The organism is Nonlabens tegetincola (genome assembly GCF_002954355.1).
GTDB classification, from domain to species: Bacteria; Bacteroidota; Bacteroidia; order Flavobacteriales; family Flavobacteriaceae; genus Nonlabens; species Nonlabens tegetincola.
Genome location: NZ_MQVV01000012.1, coordinates 1 through 26,029, shown reverse-complemented (window position 1 = coordinate 26,029; position 26,029 = coordinate 1). Strand labels below are relative to the sequence as shown.

Annotated in this window: 16 protein-coding genes, 1 tRNA gene and 1 pseudogene; 8 read left to right on the top strand and 10 right to left on the bottom strand. The window is 36.8% G+C overall.

Annotated elements, in window-relative coordinates; all coding sequences use genetic code 11:
* Positions 1-22: 22 nt before the first annotated feature.
* The gene (locus BST93_RS03915; RefSeq protein WP_105018159.1) at positions 23-2,863 is read right to left on the bottom strand and encodes a carboxypeptidase-like regulatory domain-containing protein; all 2,841 of its coding nucleotides are present in this window, start codon (positions 2,861-2,863) and stop codon (positions 23-25) included.
* A gap of 122 nt (positions 2,864-2,985) precedes the next feature.
* On the opposite strand from BST93_RS03915, the gene BST93_RS03910 reads away from it, so the two are divergent.
* The gene (locus BST93_RS03910; RefSeq protein WP_042276278.1) at positions 2,986-4,080 is read left to right on the top strand and encodes an endonuclease/exonuclease/phosphatase family protein; all 1,095 of its coding nucleotides are present in this window, start codon (positions 2,986-2,988) and stop codon (positions 4,078-4,080) included.
* Positions 4,081-4,141: 61 nt separating this feature from the next.
* Here the strand turns inward: BST93_RS03910 and BST93_RS03905 are convergent, their stop codons facing one another.
* Positions 4,142-4,510, bottom strand: coding sequence for a YraN family protein (locus BST93_RS03905; RefSeq protein WP_105018158.1), 369 nt, complete (start codon positions 4,508-4,510; stop codon positions 4,142-4,144).
* A 1-nt stretch (position 4,511) separates the two neighbouring features.
* Positions 4,512-5,411 carry a S66 peptidase family protein gene (locus BST93_RS03900; protein WP_105018157.1) on the bottom strand — a complete coding sequence of 300 codons (900 nt, stop codon included), beginning with the start codon at positions 5,409-5,411 and terminating at the stop codon, positions 4,512-4,514.
* A 98-nt stretch (positions 5,412-5,509) separates the two neighbouring features.
* Here BST93_RS03900 and BST93_RS03895 point away from each other — a divergent pair, with 98 nt between their 5' ends.
* The 3 genes from BST93_RS03895 to metG all read left to right on the top strand — a co-directional run bounded on the left by BST93_RS03895 (position 5,510) and on the right by metG (position 10,807).
* Complete coding sequence (locus tag BST93_RS03895; RefSeq protein WP_105018156.1) at positions 5,510-6,964, top strand: DUF1800 domain-containing protein; 1,455 nt, start codon at positions 5,510-5,512, stop codon at positions 6,962-6,964.
* Between the two features lie 8 nt (positions 6,965-6,972).
* The gene (locus BST93_RS03890; RefSeq protein WP_105018155.1) at positions 6,973-8,577 is read left to right on the top strand and encodes a DUF1501 domain-containing protein; all 1,605 of its coding nucleotides are present in this window, start codon (positions 6,973-6,975) and stop codon (positions 8,575-8,577) included.
* 178 nt (positions 8,578-8,755) lie between these two features.
* The gene (metG, locus tag BST93_RS03885) at positions 8,756-10,807 is read left to right on the top strand and encodes a methionine--tRNA ligase (protein ID WP_105018154.1); all 2,052 of its coding nucleotides are present in this window, start codon (positions 8,756-8,758) and stop codon (positions 10,805-10,807) included.
* Positions 10,808-10,911: 104 nt separating this feature from the next.
* Here metG and BST93_RS03880 read toward each other — a convergent pair whose 3' ends face one another.
* The 4 genes from BST93_RS03880 to rimP form a co-directional block, all read right to left on the bottom strand.
* Entirely contained in the window at positions 10,912-11,790 is an 879-nt protein-coding gene (locus BST93_RS03880) for a pirin family protein (RefSeq protein ID WP_105018153.1), read from the bottom strand.
* 127 nt (positions 11,791-11,917) lie between these two features.
* Positions 11,918-14,740, bottom strand: coding sequence for a translation initiation factor IF-2 (infB, locus tag BST93_RS03875; protein WP_105018152.1), 2,823 nt, complete (start codon positions 14,738-14,740; stop codon positions 11,918-11,920).
* 28 nt (positions 14,741-14,768) lie between these two features.
* Complete coding sequence (gene nusA, locus BST93_RS03870) at positions 14,769-16,001, bottom strand: transcription termination factor NusA (RefSeq protein WP_060523323.1); 1,233 nt, start codon at positions 15,999-16,001, stop codon at positions 14,769-14,771.
* A gap of 9 nt (positions 16,002-16,010) precedes the next feature.
* Entirely contained in the window at positions 16,011-16,478 is a 468-nt protein-coding gene (gene rimP, locus BST93_RS03865; protein ID WP_042276295.1) for a ribosome assembly cofactor RimP, read from the bottom strand.
* A gap of 147 nt (positions 16,479-16,625) precedes the next feature.
* On the opposite strand from rimP, the gene BST93_RS03860 reads away from it, so the two are divergent.
* Positions 16,626-17,447: a universal stress protein gene (locus BST93_RS03860; RefSeq protein WP_060523324.1), complete on the top strand. Its 822-nt coding sequence runs from the start codon at positions 16,626-16,628 to the stop codon at positions 17,445-17,447.
* A gap of 74 nt (positions 17,448-17,521) precedes the next feature.
* Here BST93_RS03860 and BST93_RS03855 read toward each other — a convergent pair.
* Positions 17,522-17,592, bottom strand: a tRNA-Gln gene (locus BST93_RS03855).
* A gap of 184 nt (positions 17,593-17,776) precedes the next feature.
* Here BST93_RS03855 and BST93_RS03850 point away from each other — a divergent pair.
* Positions 17,777-21,148, top strand: a complete 3,372-nt coding sequence (locus tag BST93_RS03850) for a glycosyltransferase family 117 protein (RefSeq protein WP_105018151.1) — start codon at positions 17,777-17,779, stop codon at positions 21,146-21,148.
* Between the two features lie 2 nt (positions 21,149-21,150).
* Entirely contained in the window at positions 21,151-21,768 is a 618-nt protein-coding gene (locus BST93_RS03845) for a polysaccharide deacetylase family protein (RefSeq protein WP_105017691.1), read from the top strand.
* Between the two features lies 1 nt (position 21,769).
* On the opposite strand, the gene BST93_RS03840 is transcribed toward BST93_RS03845, so the two are convergent.
* Together BST93_RS03840 and BST93_RS03835 are read right to left on the bottom strand one after the other, a co-directional pair.
* Positions 21,770-22,066 carry a thioredoxin family protein gene (locus BST93_RS03840; protein ID WP_042276304.1) on the bottom strand — a complete coding sequence of 99 codons (297 nt, stop codon included), beginning with the start codon at positions 22,064-22,066 and terminating at the stop codon, positions 21,770-21,772.
* Positions 22,067-22,110: 44 nt separating this feature from the next.
* Positions 22,111-23,355, bottom strand: coding sequence for a metallophosphoesterase (locus BST93_RS03835; RefSeq protein ID WP_105017692.1), 1,245 nt, complete (start codon positions 23,353-23,355; stop codon positions 22,111-22,113).
* 110 nt (positions 23,356-23,465) lie between these two features.
* Between BST93_RS03835 and polA the strand changes: the two are divergent.
* Positions 23,466-26,029 (top strand): annotated as a pseudogene (polA, locus tag BST93_RS03830) (DNA polymerase I); the annotation flags it as partial.

Genomic DNA, 26,029 nt, shown 5'->3' with positions numbered 1-26,029 from the left:
TAAAAATTTCATCATTGCTTTATTAGAATCTTAAATATACGTTTAAGTAATAAGTTGTTCCATTTCCAAAGAAATATCTAGGAGCAAAAACTTCTTGAGGATTGTTTTGGTCATCCCTTACCGATCTAAAGTTAGAGTTACGTGCTTGTTCAAAACCACCTGTTTTGTATTCTCTATCAAATACATTATTAATAGTAGCAAAGAATCCAACAAACTTGTCTCCAATCTTCCATGATTTACCACCAATTACATTTACAAGCACATAATCTTCAAATTGTTCTTGAGCAAGTAATTCATTAGCCAGATCTTGATCATAATCATTAAATACCTGACCGTCATAATCTAAGATAAAATTATCACTTCTGCGTAATGCGTTAACATCGATATAACCATTTGCAAAGTAATTCGTAGTTAGACCAATGTTCCAGTAATCAGGATCACGATATTCAAAACCTATTTGTAAAGCAGTTTCTGGTCCACCAGCTACATGATATCCGTCTAGCTTTGCAGTACCATCACCAAATCTAAGTTGACCGTCAAAATCATCACTAGTTAAATATAAGTCTGGATTATTAGTAAATACATTTTGTCCTAGTGCTGCAGCAGCTTTTAATTTAATCGTTGGAGTTGCTTGAACTTCAAGACCCATTTCAAGACCCATATTTCTACGGTCTATATTAGTCATTACTTCTTGAACAAAAGCACTACCATCATCTAGCGGTAAACCAGTAAGATCCTCTGTAAAGTAAAAACCTACATCGCTACCATCCATAAACTTGGTATAGTAGGCAGTTAAACGTGCTTTTACATTTGGAGTACTCAATACATAGCTCAAATCTGCGCTGTAAGAACGCTGCGATTCTATACCATCAACAATGTCGTTGTTTTGTCTTGCATTTGAAAAAACTGTTCTTATGTAAGGAGCTTGCGTCATATAAGCTGCGTGAAAATCTAAGAAGTTTTGTCCATTGATCTTATAAGTAGCACCACCTTTTACACCAAAATCGGTAAAGTCAACTTTATCACTTTTACCAAATGAACGATCACCTTGGAAGTTTCCGTTTTCAAATTTACCATTACGTTGGTATGAGGTTTGTGACACAGATCCAGAAAGGAAGAAATCAACCTTTGCCGTTTTAAATTGTGCTTGTGCAAATGATGATATCACATCACTATCAATTTCATAACTGTACTTATAACGATCACCTAGCCCAACGATTCTATTCGGGTTTCTTACATCTGATTGAGCAAGAACATCAAGGTTTACATCTACCGACTCTTCCGCAAAAAAGTCTACATCTAGATAACCAGTTCCTCCTAATAAATCGTCAATTCTAGCATAGTTGTCACTATTTAAAGTTCGGTAACGAATTCCTCCGTTAAATAGGATATTATCTGTGATATCGGCAGTAATTATAGTGTTTGCAGAGAATAATTTGTCGTCAATTCTATCTTCTTGTAAAACATAAAGTGCGTTTCTGCCTTGATCAGCAAGAACTCTATTAGCTTCATAAAGACTGTTCCAGTCTAACTGACCGTCATTGATAAAGGCTTGTTCTGCTAGATAAGCATATTGAAAATCAATCGGATCAGACCCATTTCTTAAAAAGTAAGAAGGTAAGTTTTGATAATAATCCGGATTAGGATTTCTTGCACCACCTACATATACATTTTGACCACCAATTGTTTCTTGCGTAGTTCCTCCATTATCAATTCTAGTGTTACCTATTTTACCAAATTGATATGCCACATTGGTATTAACTCTAAGTTTAGGGTTTACATCCCAATAGTGGTTAAGCATTAGTATTGGCTCTTCTATCTCACGAATTCTAGAGTTGCGCTCATCATTGTTTAATTCACCCCAAAATGGATTGTAAGTAATTCCTTTTAAATCACGAATTTCTTGAGTAATAGCAGTACGTCTACCTCTTCTATTTGGAGTATACATACCTGTGAAGTTTAAGCTGTGTTTATCATTAAACTTCTTTTCAACAGAAATACCTAAAGAATTTGCATCGTAAGGTGTTCCATCAGTAAAACCTTCTTCACCAGCACGTCTTGAAGCATTAATTGCATAAGCCCAACCGTTATTCATTAAGCCAGATCTATAACTAGCCATTAAACGATGTTGGTAACTACGATTACTTGATGCATAAGATATTTGAGATCCTGGACGCTGTTGCGACGCTCTCATATTTATACTTTGAACACCACCATAACCACCAAAGGTCTCATCAGCAGCACTTAGCCCCATAGTAAACACCTGGTTTCTCATGATATCATTAAGTCCACCCCAGTTACTCCATTGTGGACGACCAGAGAATTGCTTATTCATTTCAATACCATTAATAAGAACTTTACCGTCCTCACTATTTAAACCACGCGGTCTGAAGAAAGTTGCACTAAAATCAAATGCTGCAGCTCTCAAGAATTGATCTCTAGCACTCATCAACAGACCAGATACGTTGTTTGCCGCATTTTCATCATCGGCAAGATCATTCTCAGTTAAAGAAATAATCCCTTGTGACTGCACCTCTAGTGAATTATCTGGTGTCATGTACAAAGGATCTAAATCAACAGGATTTTGTAAAGAAATCACTACAGGTAGTGAAAGGGCGTAGTATCCTGTGCGAACTACTTGAACCGTTTGGTCTCCTACTGGGATTGCTCCCTCTATAACAAAGTATCCATCTGCATTAGAAGTGGCCTTGAAGTCCAGACCTTTAACGGTAATAATAGCACTAGGAATGGGCTCTTCTGTAACTTCATCAATCACGCGTCCTTTAATTAGTTCTTGCGCTTGGATTAAAGAAGTAAACAAAATTAAAAACCCGAAAAGTGCTTTTCTTAAGCTAGTAATCATAAGGTTAATATTAACATTTCGTTATTAAATCGGCGCAAAACTACGTCTTTATTATCAGTTATGTACCTTTGGCACCGATTTTGACTAGATATTTTACAATAACATAATATTTGAAAGAAAAAATGTTCAAAAAATTATTTCTAGGTGCTTTATGTATTTTTGCTTTCGCGAAAGCGAACTCACTACAAGCCCAGACTACACAAGCAAAACAGTACAAAGTTAAAACTGTTGCTTTTTACAATTTAGAAAACCTATTTGACGCCGAAGACGACACTACTATTAATGATGAGGCTAGTCCAATAATGGAAATGGCTGAAGGTAGACGCGCAGAAGTTTATAAGAAAAAGCTTACTAGTATGGCGCGAGTTATTAGAAAAATAGGTGCCGATAAAGCTCAAACAGCTCCAACCATTCTAGGAGTTTGTGAAATTGAAAATCGCCGAGTTCTTGAAGATCTTGTCAACCATCCTTTACTCAAGGAATTTGACTATGGCATTGTACATTTTGATTCACCAGATCGTCGTGGGATTGACACTGCAATGTTGTATAAAAAAGCTGATTTTACAGTAACCAATGCAGAATCAAAAGAGCTTTTGATTTTTGATAAATCAAGCGGAAGAAGAATATACACTCGTGACCAAACTGTTGTGACAGGAAAACTAGATGGAGATGAGATTACATTTATTGTAAACCACTGGCCATCACGTCGTGGTGGTGAACAAAAAAGTAGACCCAACCGTGTTGCTGCTGCTGCATTGAATAAAAAAATCATGGATTCAATTCATAGTATTAATTCAATGGCAAAAATCATTACCATGGGTGACTTAAATGATGACCCTACAAATGAAAGTGTAAAGGTTACATTAAACGCTCAAAAGGATCGTGAAGATGTTAAACCACAAATGATTTACAACCCGTATATTCAAATGTTAAAAGATGGTTATAATACATTAGCTTATAGAGACGCAGGTAACGTTTTTGACCAAATAATGTTTACATATCCTTTATTAAGTGAGGCAAAACAAGATGGATACATGTATTATCAAGCTAATATTTTTAATCCTAGTTTTATGACCAATAAGACTGGACGTTATAAAGGTTACCCTAAAAGAAGTTTTTCTGATGGTGATTTTACCGGTGGTTACAGTGACCACTTTCCTGTTTACATTTATTTAGTAAAAGAAATTGAAGCTAAAACAGCAAGTCAAAAAGGATAGTTTTTACTAATCTAATATTTTAAAAATCCGTAGGCTCTACTTACGGATTTTTTTGTTTTCATTAAAAGTGATAGAAAGCATCTGTTATGAATTCCATACGAGTTCCTGCTTTATTTTTTATTATACTCATAATATCAAAACGCACTTCTACATCTTCTTGTGGTTCTAGGATTTCTTCTACAAAATGATGAGCTGCTGCTACTATCCTTTTAATTTGACTAGGTTTTAAAAAATCCTTAGGATCACCAAAGTCTGGTGTACTTCTGGTTTTAACCTCTACAATGGCTATAACATCGTTTAATCGAGCTATAATGTCAATCTCATTTTTTTGATAGACAAAGTTGGTAGCCAGAATTTCATAACCCAATTTTTCAAGATGAGCTACTGCCATCTTCTCTCCTTGTTTCCCTAATTCATTGTGTTGCGCCATCCTATTGAGTTAATGTAATACGAGATTCTTCAATCGAGATATTCATAATTCTTCCCATTATCAAGCTTTGATTATTCTCGACATGTCCAGCTGGAATGTTGTAAATGACAGGATATGAATATTGTGCAGTACGTTCTTCAATAATTTGTATAGCTGTTTTACCAAAGGGAATGTCGTGATCATTCATACTGGTTAATCCACCAACTACTATCGCCTTTAATTGCGATAACACACCAGCTCTGTGCAATGAATACAACATACGCTCAAAATGATACAAATACTCATCTATTTCTTCTATAAACAAGATGGAATTATGTGTTTTTGGGAAATCATCACTTCCTAGTAAACTGTATAAGATAGACAAATTACCACCTATGAGAGTTCCCTGAATTTCCTGTGGTTTGATACCTCTATCATTTGGCACCATCATCTTAACAACTGGGTTAAAAAGAACCTCTATGAAACTAGACTGATTAGCTAGTGATTTATTGGTCCACTCCATAGGCATTAAACCATGAATACTTTCCAGTCCTAGATTAATAATTTTTGAATGAATCAATGTGATGTCCGAATAACCGATTATCCATTTAGGATACTTTAAAAGGACATTTAAATCTATCAAATCAAGTATTTGAATAGTACCATAGCCGCCGCGTGCAATCCAAATTGCCTTTACATCTGGATTGCTTAATGCATTATTGAAATCATCTATTCGTTGTTGGATGGATCCTCCTTGTTGATGCTCTATTTTTCCAATGGTATCGCCACATATAACAGACAATCCTTGCTGTTCCAGTGCTTTGATAGCAGGTTGCAAAGAATCTTTTTGTGCACTTCTTGCTGTGCATAGTATATAAACAAGATCTCCTTTCTCTAAGTAATTTACTGGTTTATAACTCAATACAATTGGTTTTTAATCGATTTTTAAACTTTAATGAGTAATAAAAGTCATAAAACTAAGTTATAAATTTTTAACTTACCCTTTTAAACCACGTTGACATGACGGCTACACTTACTTCTTGTAATACAGATACTCTTAATACTTATGTGCCTAGCGGTTCAAAACCATGGAATATAAATAGGGTTAGGCACGCTGTACGGAGGTTAGGTTATGGAATAGATCACATTCAAGAAAACAATGCATTGTCTGTTTCACCAGACGTATTTATTGAAGGTCTTATAACCGATGCGCTGGCCTACAATAACACCCCAGCTCCTAATTGGGGTTATTGGCGTCAAAGTGATTATACGGATTATAATAATGAAAGAGTAACCCAAATACAGCAATGGTGGACTCAAACTATGAATGACAATCTAAATCTTGGATTGAAGGCAAGAATGACCATGTTCTGGCATAATCATTTTGTTACCCGTGTAGAGGATTATAATGCGCCCAGTTGGTTATTTCAATATTACAATTTGCTACAAACTCATTGTTTAGGGAATTTTAAATCACTTACCAAAGCCATAGGAAAAAATGAATCCATGCTTGTATTCCTCAATGGAGTTCTAAATTATCAAGGTAATCCTAATGAGAATTATGCCAGAGAACTTTTTGAACTGTTTACTTTAGGAGAAAACAATAACTACACCCAGCAAGATATTGTTGAAGCTGCAAGAGCGCTCACTGGATATAATAGTTATACAGAGCTAGGTGCTCCCATTAACTTTTTACCAGCAGGATTTGATAATCAGTCCAAAACAATCTTTGGAGTATCGAGTAATTTTAATCACGATACTTTAATTGATCATTTATTTGCTGTAAGGGCAAATGAAATTTCAGATTTCATCATTAAAAAATTATATCGCTATTTCGTAAGCCCAGAACTACCTGCACAATCCATTATTGATACTCTCGCACTTACCTTTAGATCAAATAACTGGGAACTACTTCCCGTTCTCAGACAATTATTTAAAAGTGAACATTTTTTTGCTCAAGATGCTATAGGTGTCGTTATTAAGTCTCCTATAGATTGCTTTTTAACCTTTGTCAAAGAAGCGAATTTTACGATAACAGATCAACAATTATCAATTGTACATTATGTGAGTGCTGCATTAAGCCAAGAGCTTTTTAATCCTGTCGATGTTGCTGGATGGCAAGGAGATCAAGAATGGATCAATAGCACTAGCTTAACAGGTCGCTGGCAAGGATTAGAGTATATTATGTGGCAAGTATGGAATGACGATCCAGAACATTATCGCAATCTAGCCCTAGATATCGCTACCTCAAATACCGATCCTGCAATTATCGCACGTGATATAGTGGATAGGTTTGTTCCTCAATCATTGCATACAAATACAGATTACACGCTTGCAACACAAGTGTTTAAAGGAGATGTTCCAGAGAACTACTTCACATCGGGACAATGGAATTTACAATGGGGTAGCGCTCCATGGCAAACTCTTTTGCTCATTCAACACATATTTAGAATGCCAGAATTCCAACTTAAATAAGAAGCGTCATGTGTCAAAATAATAACAACTATCAAGATCCTAAATCACAAGCGCATCATGACGAACATGAAGCATGGAATCGTAGAACTTTTATACAAGCTTTAGGACTAGCAGGTGCAGGAGCATTTACTTTAGGCGGCAGCCAGATAAGTAGTGCCATGGCCTCACCCATAACAGCAGCACTTACTACAAGTACCAATGATAGAATTTTAGTACTTATTAGACTTAAAGGTGGAAACGATGGCCTAAACACTATCGTCCCTATATACGACTATGGAACCTATGCTAGTCGTAGACCTAGTATTTCATTACCTCAAAATACGCTGTACAATCTTAATTCCAATCTCGGGTTACCATCATTCATGAGCAGCCTGCAATCTAGATGGGGAAATGGAGAAATGAAAGTTGTTCAAGGTGTAGGTTATAATAATCAAGACTTATCTCATTTTAGATCTTCAGATATTTGGGCAAGCGCTGTGGAAACTACCAATGAAGAAACCGGCTGGCTAGGGAGATTATTTGAAAATGAGTATCCTAACTTTATACTCAATCCGCCAGCAGTACCACCTGCTATTCAAATAGGTAGTTTAGGTAATTTGATATTTGACGGACAACAAACCAACTACGCCTTTTCAGTTGCCGATCCTCAACAATTGTATAATCTCGCACAAAATGGATGGCAGCATGATGTACTTAATGTCCCACCATGTACTTATGGAGACCAACTGAGTTTTTTAAGAACAACTACAAACACCACTTTTCAATATGCTGGTGTCATTCACAGTGCTTACCAAGCAAGTACTACACAAGCATCGTATAACAACAACACTATAGCCGATCAACTAGCCATTGTTGCTCGATTAATAAAAGGAAATTTAGGTACTAAGGTTTACATGGTAACCCTCGATGGATACGACACACATGCTAGTCAAGCGGCAACACATGCAGATCGTATGCAAAAATTAAGTGATGCCATAGATGCTTTTTACACCGATCTAGCAGCTTATGGAAATCAGAACGAAGTACTCGCGATGACTATTTCAGAATTTGGTCGTAGAGTAGAAGAAAATGGATCTAATGGTACGGATCATGGAGCTGCTGCACCCATGATGCTTTTTGGACCAGGATTAAACGGTAATGGGTTTGTAGGAAACCACCCTAGCCTTACTCAATTAGACGCTGCAGGTAATATGATCCATAATATAGATTTTAGAGATGTTTATAAAACCGTACTGCAAGATTGGTTATGTATACCTCAATCAACCATCGATCAAGCCATGCTCAATGGGAATTATAATACCTTAAATCTTGGTTTTAATTGTACAACTTTAAGTTTTGATGATAGTTCAATCCAAGACATCAAACATTTAGTCTACCACTCTGGCACTGAAAATATTTTACACCTTACCTTACAATCGGGTCGTAAATGTGACATTCGTATCTACGATATGCTAGGTAAGGAGATAGGTCAAATTTCTTCGGGATATTTAATGCCTGGTACACACGAATTTAATATTAAAAACACCCTAAACACAAGGCTTCAAGAAGGTATTTATATTTATAAAATTCAAGCTGGCCAGGATCAATTATCTAGTCAGTTCCTTATGAAGTAAACGGGTTATTTGAATTAAGTTATCCTGAGCTCAAGAAAGTGCTTAAGATTGCTTGTGCAGTGATCGCTTTCGCAAAAGCGTACTAAAAATTACAACTATTACAGGCCCAGAAAATATTTTATAAATGCTTTAAAACACTAGTAGTAACCTGTAACTTTGTACTCTTAATTTTACATGCATGAGTAATAGAGTAACAATAACGGCAGCATTACCTTACACCAACGGACCTGTTCACATAGGACACCTAGCTGGAGTGTATGTGCCAGCAGATATCTATGCCCGTTTTAAGCGTTTAAAAGGTGAAGATGTAGCATTTATTTGCGGTAGTGATGAACATGGAGTACCTATTACAATACGTGCTAAAAAGGAAGGCGTTACACCACAAGAAATAGTAGATCGATATCACAAGATTATAGGTGATAGTTTTAATGATTTTGGTATTTCATTTGACAATTACAGTAGAACCAGCGCACCTATCCATCATAAAACAGCAAGCGACTTTTTTAAGAAATTGTATAAAGAAGGTAAATTCATTGAACAGGTTACTGAACAACTATATGATGAAGAGGCTGATGAATTTCTGGCAGATCGATTTGTTGTAGGTACTTGCCCAAAATGTGGTAATCCAGAATCGTATGGTGATCAATGTGAAAAATGCGGGACAAGTCACAACGCAACAGACTTAATCGATCCACGTAGTGCAATTACTGGTAATAAACCACAACTTAAAGAAACAAAACACTGGTTTTTACCACTTGATCAATACAGTGATTTTTTAGAACAATGGATTGTTAAAGACCACGCTGCAGACTGGAAAACCAATGTTCTAGGACAGGTGAAAAGCTGGATAAATGACGGTCTTAAACCACGCGCTGTAACTCGTGACCTAGACTGGGGTATTCCTGTACCTGTAGAAGGTGGTGACGGTAAAGTACTTTACGTTTGGTTTGACGCTCCTATAGGTTATATAAGTGCTACAAAAGAATGGGCAGATCGTACCGGTAAAAATTGGGAGAATTACTGGAAGGACAAAAACACCAAACTGTATCACTTTATCGGTAAGGATAATATCGTATTTCACTGTATCATATTCCCTGCCATGTTGAAGGCACACGGCGAATTCATCCTACCAGAAAATGTCCCTGCAAATGAATTTTTGAATCTAGAAGACGATAAAATTTCAACCTCGCGCAACTGGGCTGTATGGCTGCATGAATATCTAGAGGATTTCCCAGGGCAACAAGATGTATTAAGATATGTGCTTACTGCAAATGCCCCAGAAACAAAAGACAATAATTTTACTTGGAAAGATTTTCAAGCACGTAATAATAACGAACTAGTAGCTGTACTCGGTAACTTTATTAATCGCGCACTCGTGCTCACGCATAAGTACTACGATGGAATAGTACCACAGCCCAATGACTATAGTAGTTACGACCTACAAACCCTGAAAGAATTAAAGAAGTTCCCTTCTATTATTGAAGAAAGTATTGAAAAATTCCGCTTTCGCGAAAGCGCAACAGAATTACTTAATCTAGCCAGATTAGGAAATAAATACCTCGCTGATGAAGAACCATGGAAACTTATAAAAACAGATCCTGATCGAGTGCAAACAATCATGTTTGTTGGGTTACAAATCGCCACAGCTTTATCAGTATTAAGTAAACCCTTTTTACCTCACACGGCAGTTAAATTAAATAACATGCTTAATTTAAAAGCAGAGGATTTATCATGGAACGACATAGCGACTAACGATGTTTTACTTCCTTCTAATCATCAAATTAATAAAACTCAATTGTTATTCTCACGTATTGAGGATGAACAAGTTCAACAACAGTTAGATAAGCTTGAAGCAACTAAAAAAGAAAACGCACAATCAAATCCTAAACTTATGCCACAAAAAGAAGAGACAAATTACGATGACTTCATGAAAATGGATCTGCGAGTAGGAGAAATTCTAACTGCCGAAAAGATGCCTAAAACGGACAAACTCATGGTAATGACCGTAGATACTGGTATTGATAAACGCACCATAGTTTCTGGAATAGCACAACACTTTACAGCAGAAGAATTAATAGGACGTAAAGTTACCGTGCTTGCCAATCTTGCGCCTAGAAAATTACGTGGTGTGGAATCTCAAGGGATGATTTTACTAGCCGAAGATCCTAATGGTAAACTGGTGTTTGTTAATCCAGATGACGCTGTTGTAAATGGCGCTACCATAGCATAAACATACTAAGTAATCCTTCTTATAAATAAAAAAGCAGCTGTACAGCTGCTTTTTTATTTAATGAACCTAAGGTTTTATTTTAGTTCGCTGGAATCAAGAATTTTCTATGATCTAGGCAATGGTACATAACTATCGTCATTATCCATCATAGGAAATGTTTTGTTACGCCACGCTTGCTTTGCTTCTTCAATCTTATCCTTTGAACTACTCACAAAATTCCAGTGTATAAAACGTTGTTCTGGAAATGGTTCTCCACCAAAAAGTAATATATGGCTGTTGGCTTTGATGGTAAGGTTGCACACGTTTTCTGTTTTACTTACCAGCATGTTTCCTGCACTTACGGCTTTATCACAACCGATCACACCACCTTCAACTATGGTAACACCTACCTCTCCTTTTAAATTATCAGCAATACACAAATCATAATCGGCTGTGGTTTTAATATCAATCATGAATAAAGGAGAATGTACGGGAACAGGTGATGTTTTACCATAACCAGTTCCAGCTACAAGTGTGAATTTTGCAGCGCCATCTTCCCAATTAGGTAACTCATTAGCATCGATGTGATGAAATTCTGGTAGCGTATTTTCAAGTTCCTTGGGCAAGGCCACCCATATTTGATAACCATGCATGGTAAACTCAACTCTATCTTGCCTTAATTGATCTGGTGTACGTTCTGTGTGAGAGCAACCACTTCCTGATACCATCCAATTAACAGAACCTGGTTCAATGAGCTGTCTGGTTCCTAGAGAGTCTTCATGCATTATCGAACCTTCCATTAAATAGGTAAGAGTGGATAACCCTATGTGAGGATGTTGATCAACATCCATATACTTATCTGGACCTAGTTTTGTTGGTCCCATGTGATCGATAAATATAAATGGGCCTACCATGCGCTTTTTCCTAAAAGGAATCAACCTACCTACTAGAAAGTCACCTATATCGCGACTGCGCTCCTCAATAATTAAATCAGTATTTGACATGGGTTATTTTTCATAAATATAGTAGGAATATCGCTTTCGCGAAAGCGAGGTAACACTCAAATCTTTTTACATAAAAAAACCGTTACTTGAATAAGTAACGGTTTCTATATTCTATAAGAATCACTTATTATTTCAAAGTTTTCTTTACTTCTACCTCACGGAAACATTCAATAATATCTCCTTCTTGTAGATCATTGTAATTCTTGATTTGCATACCACATTCGTAACCTTTTGCTACTTCCTTAACGTCATCTTTGAAACGTTTAAGAGCTGCAAGTTCACCAGTATACTTAACAACACCATCTCGAATTAGGCGCACGCCACCATTACGATATATCTTACCATTAAGAACCATACAACCTGCAATGGTACCTACTTTAGATATCTTGAATGTCTGACGAACCTCTGCATCTCCGGTAATTTCCTCCTTAAGCTCAGGAGAAAGCATTCCTTCCATAGCATCCTTAAGATCGTTAATCGCATCATAGATTATGCTATAAGTACGGATATCCACCTCTTCCTTCTCTGCTACTGTACGAGCATTACCTTGAGGTCTTACGTTAAACCCGATGATAATCGCATCTGAAGCTGTTGCAAGAAGCACATCACTTTCTGTAATTGCACCTACACCTTTATGGATGATATTAACTTGTATTTCTTCAGTTGAAAGTTTCTGGAACGAGTCAGTAAGTGCCTCTACAGATCCATCAACATCTCCTTTCAGGATTAAGTTAAGTTCTTTAAAGTCTCCTAAAGCAATACGTCTACCGATTTCATCAAGTGACAGCGTTTTCTGAGTACGTACAGATTGTTCACGTTGTAACTGTGTACGTTTAGCGGCAATATCTTTGGCCTCGCGTTCATCTTCAAACACATGGAACTTATCACCTGCTTGTGGCGCTCCATCCAATCCTAAAATAGAAACCGGAGTTGATGGTCCAGCTATTTCAATAACTTTACCACGCTCATCATGCATTGCTTTTACTTTACCGTGTGTACGTCCTGCAAGAACGTAGTCTCCGATTTTAAGAGTACCAGCTTCAACAAGAATGGTAGAAACATATCCACGTCCTTTATCCAAGTAAGCTTCTACAACTGTACCTACAGCAGGCTTATTAGGATTTGCTTTTAGATCAAGCAGCTCGGCTTCTAAGATTACTTTTTCAAGTAATTCTTGAACACCTAAACCGGTTTTGGCTGATATATCGTGTGATTGAATTTTTCCACCCCAATCTTCGACTAGTAAATTCATATTTGCTAGCGACTCTTTTACCTTATCAGGATTTGCAGTTGGTTTATCTACCTTATTTATTGCAAATACGATAGGAACTCCTGCGGCTTGGGCGTGACTAATTGCCTCTTTGGTTTGTGGCATTACATCATCATCTGCTGCAATTACAATTATTGCGATGTCAGTAACTTGTGCACCACGAGCACGCATGGCTGTAAAGGCCTCGTGACCTGGTGTATCAAGAAAAGCAATACGTTGACCATTATCAAGAGTCACACCATAAGCACCAATGTGCTGTGTAATTCCTCCACTTTCGCCAGCGATTACATTTTCCTCACGTATGTAATCCAGTAATGATGTTTTACCGTGATCTACGTGTCCCATTACTGTAACAATAGGAGCTCTTGTTTCTAGATCTTCTTCGTTGTCCGCAACTTCTGTAATTGAATCTTCAATATCGGCAGTAACAAACTCTACTTCATAGCCAAATTCCTCAGCTACTATAGTCATTGTTTCTGCATCCAACCTTTGATTCATTGTCACCATCATACCTAGGGACATACAAGCTCCAATAATCTGGTTAACCTGAACATCCATCATAGTAGCTAGATCGTTAACAGTAACAAACTCTGTTACTTTAAGGATCTTTTCTTCTGCACTAGCTTGTTCTTGTTCAACGCGCTCTCTATGTTGATCACGTTTATCACGACGGTAACGAGCAGCTTTGGACTTGTTAGATTTACCTTGCAGTTTTTCTAATGTCTCGCGAACTTGTTTTTGGATTTCCTCATCAGTAGGTTCCTCCTTAACAACATTCTTTCTACCTCGTTTATTACTTGGTTTGTTTCCTCCTGGTTTACCGCCACGACGGTTATCAGGTTTAGAGATACGTTTACGTTTACCTCTTGAAGAATCTGTCTTCTTTTTCGGTTTTTGGAATTTAGAAAGGTCTATTTTTTGTCCCGTAACCTTTAACCCATCTAATTTCTTATATTCCGTTTGAATCTTCTCTGGTTCAGAGTTTTCAGGAGCTGCAGCTTTCTCAGGAGCAGGCTTCTCTGTCTTTACTTCCTTTTTAGGAGTTTCCTTTTTTGGAATCGGTTTTTGATCTTGTCTAGCTTCCTCTTTTTTAGGAGCAGCTTTTTTAGGCGCTTCCTTTTTCTTCTTAGGTTCAAGATCAATTTTACCCTTAATAGTTGCTCCTTTAACAGCTTTTCTGTTTGAAACTACTGCTGGTCCTTGAGTCTCCTTTTCAGGAGTTTTCTCTTCTACCTTTTCAGGAGTTTTGTCCTGGGTTTGTTTTTCAACTTTAGCAACAGGTTCTTCCTTTTTCTCAGGAGTTGGTTCCTCAACAGTTTCTTCAGGTTTAGCATCTAAATCTACTTTACCTACCTGTTTAGGTCCGTCCAGTTTAGCTTTGGCTTTAATGATTTTTTCTTCCTTAATGCGCTGCTTTTCCTCTTGCTCCTTCTCACGCTGTAAACGCAATTCTTCTTGTTCCTTGCGTTTTTCGGCGCTTACTTCTTTAGAAGCTACCTTCTTGCTTTTGTCTGTCTGAAACTCATCAGCAAGTGCCTGATACACGGTAGCATCAATCTTAGTCGTAGGTCGAGCTTCAATCTCGATACCTTGAGCGTTAAGATATTCTACAGCGCGATCAAGAGAAATATTAAATTCTCGAAGCACTTTATTAAGTCTCATATTTTTAATTTCAGCCATAAATATGGTTACGGGTTGTGACTACTATTTAATCTTCAAATTCAGACTTAAGAATGTTTACTACCTCATAAATAGTTTCATCCTCAAGATCAGTACGTTTTATTAAGTCAGCAACGTCTTGCTCTAGAACACTTTTGGCAGTATCCAAACCTATTTTCTTGAATTCTTCAATAATCCACATTTCGATTTCATCAGAGAATTCGGTAAGCTCTACATCTTCTTCAGCACCTTCACGAATAACATCTATTTCGTACCCTGTAAGCTTTCCTGCAAGACGTATGTTATGTCCGCGTCTACCTATCGCTTTTGATACTTCATCAGGATGTAAAGTTACTTCAGCACGTTTATTTTCCTCATCTAGATTCATTGAAATAATCTTAGCTGGACTCAATGCGCGTGCAATATACAACTGTGTATTGTTAGTAAAGTTAATTACATCAATATTTTCATTTCCTAGTTCACGTACAATACCGTGAATACGAGAACCTTTAACACCAACACAGGCTCCTACAGGATCAATTCTATCATCGTAACTATCGACTGCTACTTTTGCTTTTTCACCTGGTTCTCGAACCACTGCTTTAACCTGAATAACCCCATCAAAAACTTCTGGAATTTCTTGCTCAAAAAGCTTTTCTAAGAATTTAGGAGATGTACGAGAAAGAACGATGTTAGGTTTTGTACCTCTCATTTCAACACTCTCTATTACTCCTCTAACATTCTCCCCTTTTCTAAAAAAGTCAGATGGTATTTGTCGATCTTTAGGTAGAATAATTTCATTTCCTTCATCATCTAGCAATATAATCGCTCTATGTCTGATGTGGTGAACTTCGGCACTGTACAACTCACCTTCAAGATCTTTAAATTGTTTAAAGATGTTTGTGTTATCGTGCTCATGAATTTTTGAAATTAAATTTTGTCTAAGTGCCAATATAGCTCGGCGACCTAATTGTACTAATTTAACCTCTTCTGCAACATCTTCTCCAACTTCATAATCTGGCTCTATTTTACGAGCCTCGGTTAATGAAATCTCTGAATTATCATCCTCAACCTCATCATCTGCCACTACGACGCGATTACGCCATATTTCTAAATCTCCTTTATCAGGATTAATGATAATATCAAAGTTATCATCCTCTCCATACTTTCTTTTCAATGCAGTCCTAAGAACATCTTCAAGTATCGCCATCAACGTGACGCGATCTATCATTTTTTCATCCTTAAACTCAGAAAAAGACTCGATCAACGCGAGATTTTCCATATCTTGATATTAATTAAATTTTATTACCACTTTTGCTTTTTTGATCTCTTCAAATGAAGGAGACCATTCTTTTTCAACAGTCATTTTTCCTTTTCCCACCGTTTTAGGAACACGTGCTTTCCACTTAATGGTTACACCATTTTCTTGAACCGAAATAAGCTCACCAGTTTCTGAACGTTTTTCTCGATCGGTAATCTCTAGTGTGCGTCCTATATTTTTCTTGTATTGTCTAGGCAGTTCTAAAGGAGTTGTAGCTCCTGCACTCGTAACCTCTATTGAGAAATCAACTTCATCTCTATCCAGGTTGTGCTCTACTGCTCTAGAAACAAATACGCAATCTGCAAGAGTCACGCCATTATCACCATCGATGATTACTTTCATGTCATTACTAGCTCCCATTTTAAAATCGATTAGATATAAATCAGGACGCTCTTCAAACGCTTCATTTAGTAATTCAAGTGCTTTTTCTTTCAACATAGCTATAAAAAGAGGGGACAATCGTCCCCTCGAATCCTTTCAAATACGCTGCAAATATAACACGATTTAATGATTACTGCAAGTAACACAGCTATTTATGATTATCGATAAATTCACTATCTTTAATACTCACTAAAATCCACCAAGATGAAAAAAATAATCGTCCCTACTGATTTCTCCATTCAAGCAGAAAACGCATTGAGAATAGCGGCCGACATGGCACGTGAAAACGATGGCGAAGTATACCTTCTTCATCAACTAGATCTTCCTTTACACCTAGCAAATAATGGCAGCTCTAATTTACCCGAAGCTGTATTCTTTATGAAATTAGCCAAAGAAAAATTTGACAACTTGATGAAAGCAGATTTCTTAGACGGAGTAACCGTTCATGGTGACGTTGCTACTGGCGCAGCATTTAGCGGAATTATGGACACCGTAAAAAGACATAATGCCGATATTATTGTAATGGGTTCACATGGTGCCGATGGTGTTAAAAATCTATTTATAGGTTCTAATGCAGAAAAAGTAGTGCGCAATTCTGAAATTCCGGTACTTATCGTAAAAGACCGTAAAGAAAGATTGGATGTAAACGAATTCGTTTTTGCAACGGATCTAGATCCTAATTCAACAAGCGCTCTTAAAGAGGCTGATAATTTTGCCAGACAAACAAATTGCCACTTACACTTACTATACGTAAATACACCAGGAAACTTTTTATCCACTAGAGACGCCAGCGCCAAAATGCAGGAATATTTAAAAAATGTAAATGTAGAACCCAAAGATTATACTATATACAATGATCAATCGGTAGAAGAAGGTGTTTTTAATTTCTCCAAGGATATCAAGGCCGATGTTATAGGAATGGCAACACATGGACGTCGTGGTTTATCTCACTTCTTTAATGGTAGTGTAAGTGAAGATGTAGTTAACCACAGCAGTCTTCCAGTTATCACTTTTAGAATTAAGTAGTCTAAAAACTAAATTTAAAAACAATAACAATAAAAAAATCCCGAAGCAAAAACTTCGGGATTTCTCGTTACTTGTTGGCCTACTAGGACTCGAACCTAGAATGACGGTACCAAAAACCGCAGTGTTACCATTACACCATAGGCCATCTAAGCGGATGCAAATTTAATACAAACCTATAACTGTGCAAAAAAAATCGAAAAAAAATTAAAAAAATTGTTCCCGTCCATAATCTAGCCTTTTGCCGTACAAGAACTACTAGGTTTTGCCGTTATGCTTTACAAAAGCATGAATAAGAATGCTTATTTTCGCCCATAGATTTTACCACAATTATGAATTGGAATTACGATCAACTAAATAAAATCATTGGATGGATCACCTTTGCCATCGCTTTAACCATATTCTGGCTTACAGTAGAACCTACAATTAGTTTTTGGGACGCTGGTGAGTACATCGCAACATCAGCAATGCTCGAGGTAGGACATCCACCTGGAGCACCGTTGTATCAAATGCTAGGCGCATTCTTCTCAATTTTCACTACCGATGCTACTCAAATCGCCTACATGGTGAATTTGATGTCGGTGTTCTCAAGTGCCTTTGCTGTGCTTTTTATGTTTTGGTCACTCACTTTATTACTTAAAAACCACATACTTAAAGATAAGGCAAGCGATACTATGGTTCTAGGTAGCGCCATGATAGGCTCATTAGCCTTTGCTGTAACTGACAGCTTTTGGTTTAATGCTGTAGAGGCAGAAGTATACGCCATGACAACCATGCTCATGAGTTTAATGTTTTATCTAGGCCTTTTATGGGAACGCGACATGCTTAAACCTAGAGGTAATCGCTGGCTTATTTTAATCTCATTTATTATAGGTCTTTCCTTTGGAGTGCACTTTCTAGGGTTACTTACCATACCAGCTATTGGACTTTTATGGTACTTCAAGCATTATAAAAAAATCACTCCTCTTAATTTCATACTCGCAAATGTCGCTGTTGTCGCAGTCCTTCTATTTGTTTTCCTATTCTTAGGACCTAATACCTTGGCTATTTTTGGCCAACTGGAAATTTTCTTTGTCAATGACATCGGGTTGCCATTCAATTATGGTACTATTATAGTTTTTGTTTTAATTGTAGCCTTATTCATTTATTTAATTACGCTTTCGCGAAAGCGTAATCTACCACTACTAAATACCATAACACTAAGTATCGCATTTATCCTTATAGGTTTTTCCTCATGGGTAATGTTACCCATAAGATCAAATGCTGGAGTTCCTATAAACGAAAACCGTCCCGAGGACGCACGATCTTTACTGGCTTACTATAATCGTGAACAGTATCCTAAACAAACTATTTTCTACGGACCTTCATTTACCGACAGGTATGTAGGTCTAGATCCTGATGAGCCTTACGTGGATGAGAAACCTAAATATGAGCGCAATGATGAATTAGGAAAGTACGTGATCGTAAATAATTATGAGGATGCTGCTCAAAACACCCATAGCGATCACAAAGGATTTTTTCCTAGAATGACCGATGGTAGTAGGGCTACTAATTATGTTGAATACATGGGTGAGCTGCCTTATGAAATCAAAAAAGGGTATGAAAACAATCCACAACTACTAGAGGTTTTAGGCCAGTTAGAACTAGATTACAAATCAGGAAAAATTGAAACTAACGAGTATATCAATGCCATTGTAGGTTTAAGAGATTATATTACTGTTTCAAAACCAGAGTTCTTTCAAAACGTAGATTACATGTTGAATTATCAAATTTCATACATGTACTTAAGATACTTCATGTGGAATTTTACCGGAAGACAGAATGATGTTCAAGGAGAATGGGATCCATTTAATGGTAACTGGATAAGCGGAATTAAATTTATTGATGAATTCAGACTAGGTAATCAAGATGAGTTAAGTGAGGACATGTTAAATAATCCTGCACGCAACACTTATTTCTTTTTACCATTAATCCTAGGTTTATTAGGTGCTATATTTCATTTTACAAAAGATAAAAAGTCTTTTTATGTTACCCTAGTACTTTTTGTTTTCACCGGGATAGCTATAATTATTTACCTTAATCAAGCCATTTTTCAAGTAAGAGAACGCGATTATGCCTATGTAGGTTCCTTTTTAGTATTTTCTATGTGGATAGGAATGGGAGTTTATTCTATCTATGAAGGATTAAGAGACCTTATAAAATCAAAGCCAGCACAATTAGTTTCACTCGTAGCTTGTTTTGCAGCAGCACCTTTACTCATGGGTGTTCAAAACTGGGACGACCATGATAGATCAGGAAAATACTCTGCCTTAGAAAATGCGCGTAAATACTTAGATAGCTGCCTACCTAATGCCATGATATTTACAATAGGTGACAATGACACGTTCCCTTTATGGTATTTACAAGAGGTTGAGAATTATCGCACTGATGTTAGGGTTGTATGTACTTCCCTATTAAGCACAGCCTGGTATATGGATGATATGAAAAAGCAAGCATGGGACAGCGCTCCAGTTCCTAGCACTTTATCACACAGCGATTACACCTATGGCACTAGAGATGTTTTATTACCATTAGATAAAGAAAAAGCTGTTGAAATGGGTGCTCCTAAGGCATTCCTTAAAGATACGCTGGACATTACAGACTGGATGGCATGGGTACGCAGCAACAAGCGTTATACCATGGAAGATCGATTCGGGCCTTATGAAGAGCATACTTATCCTAGTAAATTCATACGAGTTCCTGTCAATAAGCAGGCTGTACTAGCTAATGGTGTGGTACCTGAAAAAGATGCTGATAAAATAGTTGACGAAATAATCATTGAACTAGACAGTGATTATGTATATAAAAACAGAATGTTCATGCTGGATATTCTTGCAGCTAATAACTGGGAACGACCTATTTATTTTTCTGGTGGTGCCTTTGGTGACGAAGACTATATTTGGATGAAAGATTATCTTCAATTAGATGGCTGCGCTTATCGTCTAATACCTATAAAATCAGAATACGACCCTAGAGATCCATTTTCAATGGGTCGCGTTGATGCTGATCATGGATATGAGGTATTAAAAAGTTGGAAATGGGGTAACAGCGGTAATCCAGATGTTTTACACGATGTAGAAACTAGACGCAATAGTGTAGGGTTTAGAAGTAACATTACCCGAGTAGCTACCGCACTTACCGAAGAAGGCAAACTAGATAAAGCTGAGGAAATCCTAGACCTGGGAATGGAAAAAATGCCTTTAGAATTATTTGGCCATTATTCTATGATAGAACCTTTTGTGACTGGTTATTATAATATCGGTAAAAGAGAAAAAGCACGAGATTTACTATTGAGAGTAATTGCCAAATATCAAGATGAATTAGAGTTCTATGAAAACTTTAATATTGACGATCAAGGTGAAGATGTAAGCATTGCAATTATTACTGCTGTTGAGAGGTATAGAAACCTTGTACAGTCTGCTATTCTAGCAAAAGATATGAAATTTGCTACTGAGCAAATTGATATTTTTAATGAATATATGATGCGATTCCCTAAACAGTATGATCCTAGAGAAAAATTAAGTATTGTAAATACTATATCGTCAAATAGCGACGATTTAGATCCTGCGTTAATCGATAGTGCAATGCTAGAATTACTAAGAATAAACGAGGAAAATACTGATCTTGAATCTTTACAAACTCCAAAGTCAGATAGCCTGGATTAAAAATGAGATGGTATCCCTTTCATAATCCTGATTGGGTCACTTCCCTTTTCCCAGGTTGTACCTGGCACAAAAGCCGTTCAGAAAAAAAAGTTTATTTAACCTTCGATGATGGACCACAACCAGATGCAACAGCATATGTTCTAGAGCTTTTAGATTCCTATGGAATGAAAGCTACTTTTTTTTGTGTAGGAGATAATGTAATTAAACATCCTGATCTTTATGACAGTATATTAAATGGTGGTCATCAAACAGGTAATCATACTCAACACCATTTAAATAGTTGGAAAACCAATGACAAACAATACATTAAAAATGTAAAGCTTGCAGAGTCTTCTATTAAATCAAAGTTGTTTAGACCACCGTATGGTAAATTGGGGTTATCTACTTATAACTCATTAAAAAAACTAGGGTATCAAATTACAATGTGGGACGTACTTTCAGGAGATTTTGATGTTAATCAAAACCCGACGGTTGTATTAAAACAGTTAAAAAAGCATACTAAAAACGGAAGTATTATTGTATTTCATGACAGTGACAAATTTCTAGAAATGTTGAAACAAGTGCTTCCCGAATATTTACAATACGTGAAGGACAACGGCTGGGAAACAGCGACTCTTTAATTTAAGAGTATTGTTGTAATAGGGTAACAAGAGCATTTCCATCTTGTATTCCACTTTGACGCCACATCATCTCACCAGACTTATAAAGAATAAAAGTAGGCAAGGTTTTAATACGTAGGGCATTGGACAACTCGACATTCTTATCGACATTGATTTTTATCACTTTTGCCTGATCTCCAAGGGTAGCAGCAACATTTTTTAAAATATCCTGCATACTTTGTGATTCCTCATTCCACTCGGTAAAAAAACTAAGTAGAACAGGTTTTTCAGTATTTATAAGCTCGCCAAATTTTGACATATCAAGTACACCTTATCTTATCAAAAATAAGAAACTTTACCCTATTAAGCACGTTTTAAGGTTATCACTGTTATCTCTGGCCAAATTCCTGCACGTCCAGAATAACCTATGAAACCAAATCCACGATTAACATTTAAAAATTGATCTAATTCCTTATAGATACCAGCCCATCGTTTGTAAACAAAACTCACTGGACTCCATTTAAAAAAACCAGGTATCTCAACACCAAATTGCATTCCATGAGTATGACCACTTAGAGTGAGATGAAACTTTTTAGGATGATCTTTAACTTGTAATTCCCAGTGACTAGGATCATGACTCATTAAAACTTTAAAACTAGAATCCGACAACGAGGCGCTAGCTTTGTCTAGATTACCATATTTAGGAAAACGTCCACCACCATAATTTTGAACTCCTACAATATGTAAACTATCCGTACCTCTCTTAATTTCATGTGCTTCATCCATCATTAATCGCCATCCCATATTCTTTTGAATCTGGAATAACTCTTCAAGATTTTTACGCTTTTCACTTTGACTATCCCAATTCACATAATCACCATAATCATGATTCCCTAATACAGAAAACACACCATCCTTTGCCTTTAATCTTCCCAAGATTTCTTCCCAGCCATAAAGTTCTCGTGCCACATTATTAACCAGATCACCTGTGAACAATATGACATCACTTTGTTGTTTATTTACAAGGTCAATGGCATAGGCTACCTCATCCTTATCATCAAAACTACCTACGTGAATATCACTTATTTGAGAAATTTTATAACCATTAAATTCTTCGGGTAAATCATCAAAACTTAATTCATATTCACGTACTTGATAATTGTATTTCCCTTTCCAGGCTCCATATAAAATAGCTCCAAAAGGCAATGCAGCCAGTGCTAGTCCCGTTTTGGCTATAAATGAACGACGGCTAGGCAGGAAAGATGAGCTAGCGTCAGACATTCCTTCTAGATCGGTAGAATTATGCTTTCGCGAAAGCGAGATAACACCTTCTACAATCCTCACAATATCCTCGAAGAACATGATGAGTAAGAAGACCGTTTTGGCTGCTAGAAAAGCCAAAAATAAGGTTACTGCAAAATCTCTTACTGGAACTACTTGAGTGCGATCTGGAGATAAATAGAATTGTAAAACAACGTTTAGGAAAATAAGTATTGATACCGCTAGATATACCCATTTCCACCAATGACCCTTAGCTAGTACTCGAATAAGTTGAAAAGCATAAATTTCAACAATAATGAAAAAACCTATGATATATATAAATCTCATGGCGCTAAATTAACCCAATACAACAGGTTATGGATTAAGATAAAGTTAAAGCCGGCGCTCTTGCTCACCCTAGCATATAGTTTTATCTTTAACCTTCTCAAATTTTCATCATGACGAACGACGGAACCGACGATAAAAGACTGTTTTTACTAGATGCTTATGCTTTAATTTTTAGAGGATATTATGCTCTTATTAAAAATCCTAGAATCAATTCACAAGGCATGGATACCAGTGCCATAATGGGATTTACTAACAGCCTTTTTGATGTTATAAGACGTGAAAAACCAGAATACCTAGCTGTTGCCTTTGACAAGGAAGGAAGTGCAGAGCGTACCGAACTATATGCAGATTATAAAGCTAATCGTGACGAAACACCAGAAGCAATTAAAATAGCCGTACCCTACATACAACAAATATTAAAGGCAATGCATATTCCCATTATCGAGGAAGCTGGTATCGAGGCCGATGATTTAATAGGTACTTTATCAAAACAAGCCGAAAAAGAAGGATTTACCGTTTACATGGTAACACCTGATAAGGATTATGCACAGTTAGTTTCTGACAATATCTACATGTATCGTCCTGCTCGCATGGGCAATGGGATAGAAATATGGGGCATTCCCGAAGTTCAAAAAAAGTTTGAAGTAGATCGACCTGAACAAGTAATCGACTATTTAGGAATGATGGGTGATGCCAGTGATAACATTCCAGGGTTACCTGGAGTAGGAGATAAAACTGCAAAAAAGTTTATTAAGGCCTATGGATCCATGGAAGGACTTTATGAAAACCTTGATCAACTTAAAGGTAAAATGAAAGAAAAAGTAGAAGCTAATAGAGAATTAGGTTTTCTTTCAAAACAGCTTGCAACCATTAAATTGGATTGTCCTGTTCAATTTAACGCAAGTAAATACACACTAGATGATCCAGATGTTGAGAAAGTTCATGAGATTTTTGATGAATTGGAATTTCGTCGTGCCAAAGAAACACTAGCCAAAATATTTGCTCCAGATAATGTCCCTGGTGTTAATTACAAAGAAGACAATAAAAAAACACCGTCTGATAACAGCACCAGTTCATCAAGTGGTCAATTTGATTTGTTTTCTACACCAGGATCAGGTACCGCTGCAGAGGCTGATGCCACTGGTCGTAATACACTTTCAACCACCGATCATTTGTACCAGATCGTGCAGCCTGGAATGGGACAAAATTATTTATTCAGACCTTAATGAATCAAAACAGCGTTTGTTTTGATACTGAAACCACAGGACTTGATCCTTTAATAGCTCAACTAGTAGGAATTGCATTTTCATGGGAAAAAGGTAAGGGTTATTACCTACCTTTTCCAGAGGATCAAGAACAAGCCATAGAACTATTACAGCAGTTAAAACCATTTTTTGAATCTGATCAGATTGAAAAAGTTGGACAAAATTTGAAGTACGATATTAAAGTACTAGACAAATATGAGGTTAAAGTAAAGGGCCCTATGTTTGACACTATGCTAGCGCACTATTTAATTAATCCTGACATGCGTCACAATATGGATGTCCTAGCAGAGACCTACTTGAACTATACGCCACAAAGTATTACCGAATTAATTGGAAAGAAAGGTAAAAATCAAAAATCCATGCGCGACGTGGATTTGGATAAAGTAAAAGAATACGCCGTAGAGGATGCAGACATCACGTTCCAGCTTAAGGAATTTTTTATCAAAGAACTAGCTGCCGCTGGTACTGATAAGTTATTTCATGAAATAGAAATGCCACTTTTGAAGGTGCTTGCTGCTATGGAGATTGAAGGTATAAATCTTGATTGCGATTATTTAGATACGCTTTCGCGAAAGCTAACAGAAGACATAGCCCAGTTAGAATCCAACATATATGAAATTGCAGGTGAAGAATTTAACATAGGATCTCCTAAACAATTAGGAGAAATACTATTTGGCAAAATGAAACTTGTCGATAAGCCGAAGAAAACTAAAACAGGACAATATTCTACTGCAGAAGATGTACTAAGTTATCTAGCTAAAGATCATCAAATTGTTGCCAATGTTTTAGAATACCGAGGACTCACTAAACTTAAATCAACCTATGTAGACGCATTGCCTAATCAGGTGAATCAACAAACGAAACGCATACACACTAACTACATGCAAACTGTAGCTGCAACGGGAAGATTAAGCTCCACAGATCCTAATTTACAAAACATACCTATACGTACTGAACGTGGCCGACAAGTGCGTAAGGCTTTTGTACCACGCAATGAAAATTACAGGCTTGTCGCGGCTGATTACTCCCAAATTGAATTGCGCATTATTGCAGCATTAAGTGAAGAGGAAAACATGATTGCAGCTTTTCAAAACAATGAAGATATTCATGCCAGTACAGCAGCAAGGGTATTTAATGTTCCTATTCAAGATGTTACCCGTGAGCAACGTAGTAACGCAAAGACAGTGAACTTTGGGATTATTTATGGGGTAAGTGCATTTGGCTTAAGCAATCAGACAGATTTATCTCGTAGTGAAGCTAAAGAACTTATTGACACCTATTACGCAACTTATCCTAAGTTAAAAGCATACATGCAAGAACAAGTCGACTTTGCTAGAGAGAATGGATATGTAGAAACTGTGTTAGGTCGTAGACGCTACTTGAAGGATATAAATAGTTCTAATGCTGTT